At 42.1% G+C, this 13,325-nt stretch carries 13 protein-coding genes and 2 tRNA genes; 9 read left to right on the forward strand and 6 right to left on the reverse strand.

Annotated elements, in window-relative coordinates:
- The first annotated feature begins 1 nt into the window (after nucleotide 1).
- On the forward strand, nucleotides 2-1,621 hold the full coding sequence (locus J7384_RS02775; protein ID WP_348523833.1) for an AlkA N-terminal domain-containing protein: 1,620 nt from the start codon (nucleotides 2-4) through the stop codon (nucleotides 1,619-1,621).
- A gap of 303 nt (nucleotides 1,622-1,924) precedes the next feature.
- A complete protein-coding gene (locus J7384_RS02780) occupies nucleotides 1,925-2,404 on the forward strand; it encodes a methylated-DNA--[protein]-cysteine S-methyltransferase (RefSeq protein ID WP_209111118.1) in 480 nt (159 codons plus the stop codon).
- Nucleotides 2,405-2,441: 37 nt separating this feature from the next.
- On the opposite strand, the gene J7384_RS02785 is transcribed toward J7384_RS02780, so the two are convergent.
- Nucleotides 2,442-2,768 carry a hypothetical protein gene (locus J7384_RS02785; protein ID WP_209111120.1) on the reverse strand — a complete coding sequence of 109 codons (327 nt, stop codon included), beginning with the start codon at nucleotides 2,766-2,768 and terminating at the stop codon, nucleotides 2,442-2,444.
- A gap of 161 nt (nucleotides 2,769-2,929) precedes the next feature.
- On the opposite strand from J7384_RS02785, the gene J7384_RS02790 reads away from it, so the two are divergent.
- Nucleotides 2,930-3,325 (forward strand): hypothetical protein, encoded by a 396-nt coding sequence (locus J7384_RS02790; protein ID WP_209111122.1) that lies wholly within the window; start codon nucleotides 2,930-2,932, stop codon nucleotides 3,323-3,325.
- A 220-nt stretch (nucleotides 3,326-3,545) separates the two neighbouring features.
- On the opposite strand, the gene trmB is transcribed toward J7384_RS02790, so the two are convergent.
- Nucleotides 3,546-4,271: a tRNA (guanosine(46)-N7)-methyltransferase TrmB gene (gene trmB / locus J7384_RS02795; protein ID WP_209111124.1), complete on the reverse strand. Its 726-nt coding sequence runs from the start codon at nucleotides 4,269-4,271 to the stop codon at nucleotides 3,546-3,548.
- Nucleotides 4,272-4,390: 119 nt separating this feature from the next.
- Nucleotides 4,391-4,732 (reverse strand): YggL family protein, encoded by a 342-nt coding sequence (locus J7384_RS02800; protein ID WP_209111126.1) that lies wholly within the window; start codon nucleotides 4,730-4,732, stop codon nucleotides 4,391-4,393.
- 298 nt (nucleotides 4,733-5,030) lie between these two features.
- Here J7384_RS02800 and mutY point away from each other — a divergent pair, with 298 nt between their 5' ends.
- From mutY to J7384_RS02820, 4 genes are all read left to right on the forward strand, one after another.
- Entirely contained in the window at nucleotides 5,031-6,113 is a 1,083-nt protein-coding gene (gene mutY / locus J7384_RS02805) for an A/G-specific adenine glycosylase (RefSeq protein ID WP_209111132.1), read from the forward strand.
- A gap of 10 nt (nucleotides 6,114-6,123) precedes the next feature.
- Complete coding sequence (locus J7384_RS02810) at nucleotides 6,124-6,396, forward strand: oxidative damage protection protein (protein ID WP_209111134.1); 273 nt, start codon at nucleotides 6,124-6,126, stop codon at nucleotides 6,394-6,396.
- Between the two features lie 172 nt (nucleotides 6,397-6,568).
- Nucleotides 6,569-6,644, forward strand: a tRNA-Phe gene (locus J7384_RS02815).
- A 75-nt stretch (nucleotides 6,645-6,719) separates the two neighbouring features.
- Nucleotides 6,720-6,795: transfer RNA gene (locus tag J7384_RS02820), tRNA-Thr, on the forward strand.
- A gap of 169 nt (nucleotides 6,796-6,964) precedes the next feature.
- Here the strand turns inward: J7384_RS02820 and J7384_RS02825 are convergent.
- The gene (locus tag J7384_RS02825; RefSeq protein WP_209111136.1) at nucleotides 6,965-7,393 is read right to left on the reverse strand and encodes an organic hydroperoxide resistance protein; all 429 of its coding nucleotides are present in this window, start codon (nucleotides 7,391-7,393) and stop codon (nucleotides 6,965-6,967) included.
- A gap of 153 nt (nucleotides 7,394-7,546) precedes the next feature.
- Between J7384_RS02825 and J7384_RS02830 the strand changes: the two genes are divergently transcribed.
- Both J7384_RS02830 and J7384_RS02835 read left to right on the forward strand, forming a co-directional pair.
- Entirely contained in the window at nucleotides 7,547-7,981 is a 435-nt protein-coding gene (locus J7384_RS02830) for a MarR family transcriptional regulator (RefSeq protein WP_209111138.1), read from the forward strand.
- Nucleotides 7,982-8,150: 169 nt separating this feature from the next.
- Nucleotides 8,151-9,833 carry a methyl-accepting chemotaxis protein gene (locus J7384_RS02835; RefSeq protein ID WP_209111144.1) on the forward strand — a complete coding sequence of 561 codons (1,683 nt, stop codon included), beginning with the start codon at nucleotides 8,151-8,153 and terminating at the stop codon, nucleotides 9,831-9,833.
- A gap of 60 nt (nucleotides 9,834-9,893) precedes the next feature.
- Here J7384_RS02835 and J7384_RS02840 read toward each other — a convergent pair whose 3' ends face one another.
- On the reverse strand, nucleotides 9,894-10,757 hold the full coding sequence (locus tag J7384_RS02840) for a THxN family PEP-CTERM protein (RefSeq protein WP_209111146.1): 864 nt from the start codon (nucleotides 10,755-10,757) through the stop codon (nucleotides 9,894-9,896).
- A gap of 278 nt (nucleotides 10,758-11,035) precedes the next feature.
- The gene (locus J7384_RS02845; protein ID WP_209111148.1) at nucleotides 11,036-13,036 is read right to left on the reverse strand and encodes a methyl-accepting chemotaxis protein; all 2,001 of its coding nucleotides are present in this window, start codon (nucleotides 13,034-13,036) and stop codon (nucleotides 11,036-11,038) included.
- Nucleotides 13,037-13,325: the final 289 nt, after the last annotated feature.

Here is a 13,325-nt window from a genome sequence, read left to right on the forward strand (position 1 = left end):
TGTGACTAATAGCTCAACTTCCAACTCAGCAATCGATAGCCAAGCTCAACCACTCGTTCGCGCTACCTGTCACAAAGCGCGAATGAGCAAAGATGCTCGATTTGATGGCCAGTTTTTTACCGCAGTGATCACAACTGGTATTTTTTGTCGGCCTATTTGCCCGGCTAAACCACCCAACGAAGAAAATGTTCGTTACTTAAAAACAGCCGTTGAAGCATTGGAACAAGGTTTTGCGCCATGCAAGCGTTGCTTTCCTGAACTTGCCCCAGAACAAAGATTACAAAATCATCAACATTCGCTATTTGAAGCCTTGGCAAATGCACAAGGACAAATACAACTAGCTGCAGCACATCACAACTTGAGTGAACGTCAATACCGTCGCCAGTTCATTTCAGCCTTTGGCGTTAGTCCTAATCAATACTGGCAAAAACATCGCGTGTTAACCGCGTTAAAATTGCTGCGTAGTTCAAATTTATCTATTACCCAAATCTGCTATATCTCCGGCTTTCACAGCGTTCGGCGATTTAATGAGGTTATCAAGCAAACGTATCATCAACCACCTAAGCAATTAAAAATAAATCAAACACCAGCACTTAATACGATTGCAATAGAGCTTAGTTATCGGCCGCCGTTTGACTGGCCATTAATGTTATCGTTTTTCAAGTTACGTGCGTTACCTTCAGTAGAGCAAATAACCGAGCAGTATTACGCACGAGTATTCGATTTAAACGAGGCCCGTGGCTGGTTTAAGGTTAGCCAGATAGTGGGCCAAGACAAGCTATTATTAGAAATATCAGCTGATCAACAGACATTGCTAAAGCCACTTACCGTGCCCGACATTATTCGACGCGTGCGAGTAATGTTCGATCTCGATGCCGACATGCGTCATATTCACAGTACCTTAGGCCAAACTCCATTGCTGGCAAAAGTGATCAAACAAGTGCCGGGGTTAAGACTACCCGGTAGTTGGGATATTTTTGAATTTTCAGTGCGTGCTATTTTAGGGCAACAAGTATCGGTAAATGCTGCAACCACATTAGCTGAAAGAATAGCTCAGCGTTATGGCCAAACTGCCCCAGAAAACCCATTTGGCCTGACTCACTTATTTCCAACAATTAGTGAACTTTTAATAAATGCAAAACTCACGGAAGTACAAGAGCCCTCAGAAGAAAAAGAGCCTTTAGCTGTCAAAGAGCCCTCAGCACAAAAACAGTCTTCAGTACTAAAACAGCCTTCATCAGTAAAAAGTGTTTCGTCGACCGACAAATCATATTCAGTGGTTGATTTTAGTAATATCGGTTTAACTCAGACAAGAGTAACAACCTTACAAACTTGGTGTCGGTTTTATCAAGACAACCAGCAATTGTTATCGCAAACCACACCGTTATCTGAACTCAATGAAAAATTGTCAGCACTCAAAGGCATTGGCCCATGGACGATAAATTATATCGCAATGCGCGGTTTGAGCTACCCAGATGCCTTCCCCAGTGCTGACTTAGGCGTAATTAAGGCGCTAACCATCAAGGGTAAAAAGCCAACTAATAAAGCCATATTAAGCCAAGCTCAAGCTTGGCAACCGTGGCGAGCATACGCAACTTTGTACTTGTGGCAAAGCCTATAGGGCGTGTTGAACTTTCAGAATTGTTTTTGCAGCAGCCTGTTTGGTTTTTATACAAGGCGGAGCAGATGTAGTGTAGTTGTTCTACATAAATCCTGCGACAACGCGGTAGCAAAGCCAAACGGGCGCTGCCCTGCGGGTTCATCTAAACGCTTCCTGCTCATTGTTGCTCGGTTTTTACATAGAACGACTATGCTACAGCCCGAGCGCCGCGATCAGAAAGCGTTTAGATAGAACAAAATTCAATTTCGAACGATCAACACGCCCTAATTATACTTTTTAAAAATAACCAAAGAGATTCAATCAATGTTCTATTGTTACTACTTATCCCCAATGGGGGAAATTGCGATGGCAGGAGATGAAAATGGCTTAACTGCTTTGGCCTTTGTCGACGGTAAAGCGCCATTAGCTATTCAAGCTGACTGGCAACAGTCGACACACTGCTTTACAGAAGCTATTGCGCAGCTCGACCAGTACTTTGCCGGCACAAGAAATGATTTTGATCTCAAACTAGCACCACGCGGTACAGCGTTTCAACAAGCTGTTTGGCGTGAACTAATGGCGATACCACATGGAGCTACCCGCAGTTACCAGCAACTTGCCAGTAATATTGGCAAGCCAAGTGCCGTGCGCGCGGTCGGTACTGCCAATGGTGCCAACCCAATTGCGATTATTATTCCTTGTCATCGTGTAATAGCCAGTAACGGCAAACTGTCGGGTTATGCGGGAGGTATCGGGCTAAAAGCCAAGCTGCTCATGCTCGAGGGAGCGCACTTTAAGGTTTAATGCGCACAGGAAATTCTCGGTCGGGCCATGTTAAAAGTTAAATCTGTACGACTATGCGCTCAATTTGGCTTTGGCGACGATCATTAGTTAAGCGTGAGTCAATAAAACGGCCGCGACTATTGCGCTGTTGCCTGCGGTCGATACCTGAGCGGCGTTCAACGAAAATATCTTCATTACTCGCTTGATTTTGCGGCGCAACAAATGAACCACGGGCGACGCTGTGCTCTGCTGTTTGTTCTGGCAAATCTTGTTGCTGAGCTTCTTGCTCGGCTTGCTGCTGCTGTTGGCGCTGACGTTTGTCTTTCATCGCTTGTTCAAACTTAACCCAGCGAGTATCTGCAACAAGTTCATTGTAAATATCCATTGCTACTCCGCGTTAACCAAAATTATAAGCTTACAAAGGCTCAATTGAACAATTTATCGACAACTGGCTAAAAAACTTTAACGATAGTTTCCTTAACTAGTAGCATTGCTCTGGCCAATTCAATAATATGGCGCCATTCCGTTAGCTCATGCGCAAGATATATGACTGTTTTTTTCGCTACCTTAGCCATTGTCATTCTTCTCTGGTTTAGTTGGCAATTGTTCCAAGCAAAACGCTTTACACGATTCAAAAAGCAAGTCAATGAAGAACTTAAGCCTAAAGTTATTGCTCACTTACGAGCACAACTTGAACAACAGCGCTGCGAGATCTACCCAAATACTGACAGCCATATCGAAGCGAGCATAGCTTATTGGAGTCAATACCCAGTGAGGATCGTCCAATTAGCTTTCGCTCAAAAGGTCATTGACCAGTCATGGCTAGAACAAACGGGTAACATTCGTCCATGCCAACATTTGTACCACGTACAACATCAGTTTAAAGCCGAATTTAAGCTGCCCTTGTGGTCGGATCAAGAACTGTCGGATCAAGAGCTGTAAGTTCAAGAACATTCTGGCCAAGCTGACAGCGCACAAGGTAAGGATAACGAAAAAAGTATTTAGCAAGCGTTGAACAAATGCTAGATAAGTAAATAAGTCCACTTACAACTGTGTGCAAGCGACAATTATATTTAACGATAAAAAAACGGCCTGAGTATAGTAACTCAAGCCGTTTTAGCATTTGTGCTGCTTATCAGCAGCAAAAACTATCTATTTAACGTTAGTCAATGCGTTTAAATTGTAAATCCCAAACGCCGTGACCAAGACGGTGACCACGCTGCTCAAACTTAGTTAGTGGGCGAGAGTCTGGACGTGGAACATAATCATCTGACTCTGACAAGTTTACAAAGCCTGGTGCACTGTTCATGTCTTCAAGCATACACTCTGCATAATTCTCCCAATCCGTTGCCATATGAAACACACCACCAATTTGCAGTTTTTGGCGAATGGTTTCGACAAACTCTGGTTGAACGATACGTCGTTTGTGATGCTTTTTCTTGTGCCATGGATCAGGGAAAAACAACTGAACTTTGGCTAAACTGCCATCGGGAATACAGTCTGCCAGTACTTCAATGGCATCGTGCTGATAAACTTTTAGGTTTTCAACACCTGATTCTTGCGCCAACGCGATACACGCGCCAACACCCGGGCGATGTACTTCAACACCAATGTAGTTTTCATGGTCGCCATTTTTCGCCATTTCAACTAATGAGGTGCCCATGCCGAAACCTATTTCCAGTACTAACGGCTGTGCCTTAGCAAATAGTGTTGCAGGGTCGATCATACCATTTTCATGATCTAATCCCATTGTTTGCCAATGATCGTCTAACGCGCGTGCCTGGCCTTTAGTTAAACGCCCCTCGCGTTTTACAAAGCTGCGTACCTTGCGAATGTATTTGCCTTCTTGCTCGGCTTGCTCAACAGTTTTATGTGTTCTTTTTGTCATCTCGTCTAACTTTTGCCAACCTTAAAAATCAAGCGCAGGAGTATATCAAACCAGCGCTTAAACAACGAGCTAAATACGCGTGTTCAAGCTATTTGGTTTAAAATAATCGGGGAGAATATTTACTCAGCCCACCACACATCGTACAAGTCGCTAACAGAAACGGCAGTCGCGCCATTGTCTTTCAACCAAGATTCCACTGTTTGACGATCTTGCTCGGTACATTTGCCAAGCTTTTGCGTACAAATTAAGCCGTGCCAAAGTAAATCACCTTCACCGCCAAAACCTAAGCCGTTCGGCTCAATAACTTCAACGAAGAACTTAGTGAGAAACTCGTCAACGTCATTGTCATTCATCTCTTTGGGCAATTGCCATGCAACGTCAAAACCCAACTCTTGAAATTCAGCTACACGCAATTTTTTGCGCAAACGAGTTTTGCGATTCTTAGCATCTAATTTGATCATTTTTATTTCACTTAAAGTAAGTAACTGTAGCTTGGGATAACTAATGTGCTTCTACTGGCTATTTTTACTGCTACCAGCGTTGAATTTACTTGCAATAGACTAGCTATTGACGCGCAAATTCGCCTTGATTTCAGCAAAAATTTCTCACTAGAAGATATAAAAACATATAAAGCGTTTAACTTTATTGTTGTTCACTATTTTTTATCCCAACCTAAAGTTAAGTAATGGACAATTTTCAATTATATAAAAAATCAAAGCATTATTTGATAAAAAAATGCTTTCGGTTACACTGCCGATCATGACAGAACATATCTCTATTTCTAAGAAATCCGCCCAGCAATTCAGCCAAAAAGTCCTCAATTGGTTTCATCAGCAAGGCCGTAAACATTTGCCGTGGCAGAAAAATAAGACACCTTATCGCGTTTGGGTTTCTGAAATTATGCTCCAACAAACCCAAGTAGCAACCGTCATTCCCTATTACGAAAGGTTTATGACCAGCTTCCCAACCATTGCTGATTTAGCAGAAGCTGACGAAGACAACGTACTACATCATTGGACCGGCCTAGGCTACTATGCCCGAGCGCGCAACCTCCACAAAACCGCTAAAATTGTCGCTGAGCAATATCAAGGTGAATTTCCACAAACGCTAGAGCAAGTGGTTGCCCTGCCCGGCATTGGCCGTTCAACTGCAGGCGCTATTTTGAGTTTAGCTTTGAATAAGCACTACCCCATTTTAGACGGCAACGTAAAACGCGTACTGGCGCGCTGCTATACCGTGACGGGTCACAATGGGCAAGCCAGTTATGAAAAAAAACTGTGGCCAATTACCGAAGTATTAACACCTAAACAAGATGTCGCTTCTTTTAACCAAGCAATGATGGACTTGGGCGCTATGGTTTGTACGCGAACCAAGCCCAGTTGCACAAGTTGCCCGTTGACTGAAAGTTGTCTCGCCAATGCCAGTGACCAACAACATTTATTCCCACAAAAAAAGCCCAAGAAAAAAATCCCTGAAAAACAAACGATTATGCTGATACCTAGAGTCGCTGATCGCGTGCTAATGGAAAAGCGTCCGCCCTCAGGTATTTGGGGTGGTTTGTGGTGTTTTTATGAAATCACTGACGAAGTAGAAATTACAAAAAAATTAAAGCAATTGGGCTTACAGGCCATTGAGCAGAAAAAGCTCGAAGGTTTTCGCCATACTTTTAGCCACTTTCACTTAGACATATCTCCGATTGTCATTGATTGCGAACACTTACCTGCGTCAGAAATTCAACAAAATACCAATCAACAATGGTATGATTTGCAACAACAAGCATCAGTTGGCCTCGCAGCCTCGACAGAAAAACTGATCAAGCAACTAATTTATAACCCGAGATAAGAGTATCACTATGAGTCGCACTGTTTTTTGCCAGCATTTACAAAAAGAAGCCGAAGGTTTGCAGTTTCAATTGTACCCGGGTGATATTGGCAAACGTATTTTTGACAATATTTCTCAAGAAGCCTGGGGCAACTGGCAAAAAAAACAAACCATGTTAATTAATGAAAAGAAAATGAACATGATGAACCCTGACGATCGTGCGTTTTTAGAGAAAGCGATGGTTGACTATTTGTTTGAAGGTAAAGAGCCAGAAATCGAAGGATATGTGCCACCTTCTCAATAATTCGCCAACAATTGTCTTAAAACACAACGAGCGGGTGAAAAAAACAGCAAACAAAAATAAATTATAAAAAAAGTGTTGACCTCGAAAACGAAAAACAGTTTAATACGCCCCGTCTTAAGGCAACAGCTAAAGACAAGCAAAAACATTCGATTTAATCAATGATTTGCAAATTGCCCAGATAGCTCAGTCGGTAGAGCAGGGGATTGAAAATCCCCGTGTCGGTGGTTCGATTCCGCCTCTGGGCACCATCAGATTTTAACTAATTGATAATTTTCGATTAGTTGGTGCCAAAGTAGTATTTACTACTGCACACAGTTTTGTGTGCCGACTTAGCTCAGTTGGTAGAGCAACTGACTTGTAATCAGTAGGTCGCCAGTTCGACTCCGGCAGTCGGCACCATTCATTCAAGCCTCAACTTCGGTTGAGGCTTTTTTGTATTGACAGCAAAAATGATTTACGCAGTTTGTCCTCTTTAGAGGATAAGCCCAACACGTACTGGGCTTATAAACTTTTGACCCACGACTTAACTATCGTAAATGAGCTAAGCCATCAAAACACTATCAAATTATTATGCAAGCTCAATCGATACTTCAATGTTGCCGCGAGTCGCATTTGAGTATGGGCAAACTTGATGTGCTTTTTCCACTAAGCTTTGCGCTAGCGTTTTTTCAACGTCACTAAGCGCAACCGTTAGTTTAACTGCGATCGCAAAACCAACTTCAATCGGGCCTATTGCCACTTCGCCAGTTACAGCAATATTCTCGCCTAACGATACTTTTTCCACGGCAGCAACATGCTTGAGCGCGCCAATAAAACACGCAGAATAACCCGCCGCAAATAACTGCTCAGGGTTAGTGCCCTCGCCACCTGCACCGCCGAGTTCAGCTGGTGTTGATAGTTTTAGATTTAACTTGTTGTCATCAGAGTGCGCACTACCCTCTCGGCCACCATTAGCCGTTGCTACACCGGTATAAATTGTTTGTTGTAATGTATGCATGAAATCCTCCAGAAAAAAATATAGTTTGCATACAAAATATATTTTAAAATCCAGATCAAATCAAATAATTTGCATGCAAAATTTTTAATTTAGTAATTGATGGCAACGATTGTTACGTGCAGAATACGGGAAAATTCATCAATAGATTTTGTCATGTCAGATTCGCTCAAATTAGAGAATCAACTTTGTCATCGCTTTTATTTGCTTTCTAATGCATTTACGAGAGCTTACAGGCCGTTGTTAGAAAAACTCGATATTACTTACCCTCAATATCTTGTGTTGATGGCATTGTGGGAAGAAGACAATGTGACAATTGCTTCACTGATAAGCAAAACAGGCATTGATCCAGGTGCAATGACCTTAATCTTGAAGAAACTCGTCACAAAAAGCGTTATATCAATCACAAAAGATGAGCAAGATAAACGAGTAAAGCATGTCTGTTTGACAGATACGGGTTCAAAGTTGCAAGCGCAAGCAGAAGAAATTCCAGCGCAAATGCTTTGCCGATTTGATGGTGTTGGCGTAGAAGAGCTCAGAGAGCACATTCAATTCCTAGATAAACTTAGCGCTTGCTTCGGGCAAAACTAGAAGCCTTAATGAGTATCACCAAACCATCTCTGATCTACTCTTAATAAAATACACACGAACTTACGGAGTTTGTTTTAATTCTTTGATATAGCACAAAGTCTAATAGTGGCATTGTCATTACTGTCTATAATAATTGGTAAATCTACCTAACATGCAGCAGAGCGTAGACATGATTAAATTGTCCATTAAACACAAGTTACTCGTTGTATCTCTCATTCCCCTGTTAATTTTTTCGCTGATTATTTCACTTGTTATCCTCAATCAGGTGAAGTCTTTGAGCAAAACTCAGGTCAACAGTGCTCAAGAAATTTTTCTCAATCAAGAGAAAGAAGAAGTTAAAAATATGGTGCAAGCGGCATATTCAGCTATTGAAGCTTTGTATCAAGCTGGGGGCAGTAAAGCGTTGGCAATTGAGCAGCTCAGCGCCATTCGCTTTGGCGAAACCGGTTATATTTTTGGTTACGACGGCCAAGGGACAAGAATATTCAACGGCAATAACCCAGCAGGTGTTGGCACCAACTATTTTCAACTGCAAGATGCCAATGGTGTTTACCTTATTCAAGATTTATTAAAAGCAGCAAAAAGTAATGGCCTTGGCACAGGTAACCAGTACGTTAGCTATGCTTTTCCAAAGCTGGGTGAAACGACGCCATTAGACAAGCTCTCTTACGCTATCTACTTAGAGCGATGGGACATGATGATTGGCACCGGGGTCTACATCTATCAAATTGATGAACAAGTCGGTATTTTAGAGCAGCACTTAAACTCAGCAAAAACTAACTTACTGACCTCGCTACTTGTTACTGCGCTTATTTTATTGGCTTTATTAGCGGTAGTTGCGGTTATCACCAACCGCTCAATTTTGGTACCGCTAAACCAAGTATCAAGCTCGATCAAAGCCTTGTCTATGGGCAATGGCGATTTAACCAAGCGTATTGAAGTACCAGACAAATTCGAAATGGGCCAACTTGCCACTAATGTAAACGTACTACTCGATTCACTCAGCACCATCATTACCACGCTAAAACAAGTATCTAATGAAGTTAAGCAATCAACTAGCTTGCTGCTTAGTAAGTCGGATCAGTTGAGTGCTATTTGCCAACAGCAAAGTAGTGAAGTTGAACAAATCGCCGCAGCAACTACGCAAATGTCAGAGAGCTCTAAGGCTGTTTCAAGTAATGCAGAAAGTGCGGCAGATGCCGCAAATCAAGCAGATAGCAGTAGCAATGAAATCACACAATTGATAGATAAAAGCTGCCAAGATATGAAATCACTCAAAATGGAAATTGAACAGGCAGATGATGTAGTTAGCCAAGTGGGTAGCAACGTCAGCGAAATTACCGGAGTACTCGACGTTATCGAAACCATTGCCGAACAAACTAACCTCTTGGCATTAAACGCCGCGATAGAGGCAGCAAGAGCCGGTGAGCAAGGCCGCGGTTTTTCAGTTGTTGCTGATGAAGTGCGAAACTTAGCCTCTAAGACTCAACTCAGCACTGAGCAAATTCAAGAAATGATCTCAAAACTGCAAAAAGGCTCAGAGTCTGCGTCACAAGTGATGAACCAAAGTAAGGAGCGCAGCCAAGTCACCGAGTCGGGCTTCGCCCACGCTTCAGATTCTTTGCAAGAGATTGCTGTATCGATTCGCACCATCAACGATATGAACACCCATATTGCAACAGCCGCTGAACAACAAAGTTTAGTGGGCAGTGATATTAGCCAAAGAATTGTCCATATTTCAGATCAAACGGCAACTCTAGCAACTATTGCTACCGAAAATGACCAAACCTCAAAACTCTTGGATCAAAAAGCGAAAGAGCTAGACACGATTATCGATCAATTTAAAGTGTAAAAACAAAAAAAGCCAAGAGTTCACTCTTGGCTTTTCTATCGACTTAGCTACTCAACTAGATTATTTGTTGAATTTTCTGCGTCGAGATACTGCAATACCCAATGCAGTTAAACCAAATAGTGCAAGTACATGTGGCTCTGGTACTGCTGTCACAGTAAAACCAAACTGAACCGTAGTTGGTTGACTCTCTGCTGTTAAGAAGCCCTGACAACCACTATCTAGACCCAAGCCACCACACTGCGCATCACTCAATGTTGCAATAGGACTCGCAATAGGATCACCTTGGTCGTCTAACCCAACCGTTAAGATATTTGCGATATAGTTTTCACCCATAAAACTGAAAAACACTTGTAAGTCTGAAGCATTTACTACGCCCCACAAGTCACCACAATTTCCTGTGTTAGGGTCGCCAGCTAGACACGTACCAGCGTTTGGCGTTTCAAAGAAACTAAAGCCAAAATTTGCTGATACTGGAGGTAAATTTGGTCCAACAAATGGCATACTTGGTGTCAAAGTCAACGTATTAAATAGTTGACCGCCTGTTAACGTTGCAAAGCCGGCTGCTATTGGGTTATTCCAGTGGGTAAAGTTAGTACCAACGCCAAAGCCCGTATTTGTCATTACAGTACCTGTGGCAGGGTTACCACCAGTTAACGCATCTGAGTTGCCGATTGTTAACGCACTGCGATTAATTGTTGGCGAACCAGGCAAGAAGCCGCCACCGCCGCCCCATGATATTTCGTCAGTTTGAATATTTTGAGCACCGCCACCGCCAGTAAAAGTTGGCCCGTTATCCCCCGTACCAAACTCTGAAACTAGGTTAAAACTCCACTCAGTTACTAAAGTTGCATTTGCTACTGCTGACGTTCCCATCATCACTGCAGCAATTAGCGCTTTTTTACATAGTGATAATTTACTTTTCATTGTGTGCCTACCTAAATCACATACCGTGATAGTTAAGAGCTACCTTGCTAATCTTGTTACAGCAGACCAGTTTAAGTAACACAGCTCGATGTTAATTTCTCAATAGAAGCATTACGCTACTGTTCGACAAATGAGCAAATTATGTTCCAGAAATCTAAGTCAATGATTTAGTGTGATTAATATTTAATACCTTATTTCACTAAGTAGTAGTTGTAAAAAAAACTGACTATATTTATCGCTGCAAAGTTCTAGCCATCGAGTAAGCTTTATTCTAGGGTTCACATTGCAGTGTTAAATGTGGCAAATTTATATTTATCGATACTGGTATCCATATCATTAGCCGACTCAGCAATATGAGATGCCGCCATTGCTATTTGTTCTGAACCGGCAACGTTTTCCGTTGCTTGTGTGTATATGTTGTTAACACTGTGATTAACCTCTTCAATCACTTCTGATTGCTGCATAGTGCTCTGAGAAACAGTATCTGAGCCTGCTTTAATCGTATCAATTTGCTCGACAATTCTATCGAGTGTTTGTTGAATCGCTTCAGCTTGCGTCGATGCTTCAATCGCGTTGTTTCTACCGTGCTCAATCACCGAAAACGCTTGTTGTGAATCTCGTTGAAGCTTCTCGATTAGCGAGGCAATATCCTCTGTCGATTGCTGAGTTCGACTTGCCAAGCTGCGCACTTCATCGGCAACAACCGCAAAACCTCGCCCTTGTTCACCAGCGCGTGCTGCTTCAATGGCTGCATTTAATGCCAATAAGTTAGTTTGCTCGGCAATACTTTTGATCATATCGACCATTGAAGTAATACCAGCAACACCATCGTTCAACTGGGCGACAGTTGCGGCCGACTGTTCCATATCATTCGCCGCAGCTTTAATTACATCAACGGCATCAGTTACCACTTGCTTACCGTGTCGAGTTTCTTCAGCAACAGAAGTCACTGATTGTGAATTTTCATTCATTGCTTGTGCAATATCTTTAACATTAACCGTCATCGACTCTGTCGCTGCCGCAATCGTCTCAACGCCTTTCTTCTGTTGCAACAAATTATGTTGATTTTGTTCAATGGCAACGGTAGTTTCATGTGTAGATGCAGTAATGCGCTTAGAGTTTTCTGAAAATTCAATCAGGTCCATCTCAAACTTTCTTGTAAGGGCATTAATATCCTGCGCGGCCACGCCCAGATCGTCTGCGCTAACAATGTCGATTTCATGACCGAGGTTGCTCTCATCAATCGCTATGCGAATGCCCTCACCTATTTTTGCCGATTGTCTCTGCCTGATTTTAATGGCTGTATAAACGGCAATCGTAGTGACAATACCAACAAGTAAAACCAATAGTTCAATGACCAGCAATAGGTTAGTTTGGCCAATAATTTCGTTGGCGGTTTCCGTTGATTTTGCTAACACGCGTTCTTCAGCTTGTTTAAGCAAGTCAATACGCTTAGTTGCTGTGGCAAACCAACTGCTAGCATCTAAACCAAAGTTTTGTTCTTTACTGGCAACATTGTCACGGTACATTTGCACTTCATCAATAATGCTACTAGTGGCTACTTGCTCGAAAATTGTTTTAACACTCGCTGGAGCAATGGTGAGGGCTTCATCTAGGTATACAGCTTGCTTGGTCAATAATTCGGTATGCTTAGTTCTAAGCGCGGTATTAAATACATCGGCGGCAATAACATTGGCTAAAACAGCCCGCTCGATACCAGCAGACTCTTTAACACTAGAAAAATTATACAGTGCTGATAACTGCTTTGTGATCATATCGTTAACGCTTAACTTCGACGCACTCATTACCGTGTGTAGGCCAAACTCGTTAATACCAGTATAGAAGCTCAACGCTTGCGGCAAGGCTATTTGCATCCCGTCAACGCGCGCTCGCACTTGTGTTAAATCACTAAACTCCACTAAAAACTGTGAGAGCTGTCGTGACATTTGTTCAGATAAGCTAATTTGCTGGCTACTTTGTCGCAATGCCGCCAATGCTTGATCAACTTGTTGTCGCTGACTGATTAATTCAGACGCAAACTTATTACCATTTGAGCCGATAAATCCTGCGGTCATACCGCGTTCTTTTTGTACTTGATGAACAAGTGTTAAAATTGCATGACTCAACTCGACGTTAGCACCTGATTGTTGGGCGTTAACTTTTTTGTCAAAAGCATCGTTGACATCATAAATAACAATACCAAAAAGCAAAAAACACGGGAGGAGGACAAGAAGAGTTAAATGACTGGAAACCGTTTTTATTATTGTTTTCTTCAGCATACATACAACCTTAATTGTTAAGTTTCATCTCGGTAAATAGTTTCCCTCTATCAAGTGATTAGCTTAAATACATATATCGCAAATAAACTAACGGCGTTTTTAAATAAACGCGTGCTTAGATTTATTAGATCACAAATATTTTTGGTCAAAATTTGACAGTAGCTGTAAACAAATTATCTTGCTAAAAATACAATTGCAACCCCGTTACATTGGCTTTAACCCTCTATCGTGCAATTGTCATAAAAGTTTAAAATAACAGGTGATCCACCAGTTACTAGCCAGCACAAAC

The organism is Endozoicomonas sp. G2_1 (assembly GCF_017744155.1).
Classification (GTDB): Bacteria; Pseudomonadota; Gammaproteobacteria; order Enterobacterales; family Alteromonadaceae; genus JAGHQT01.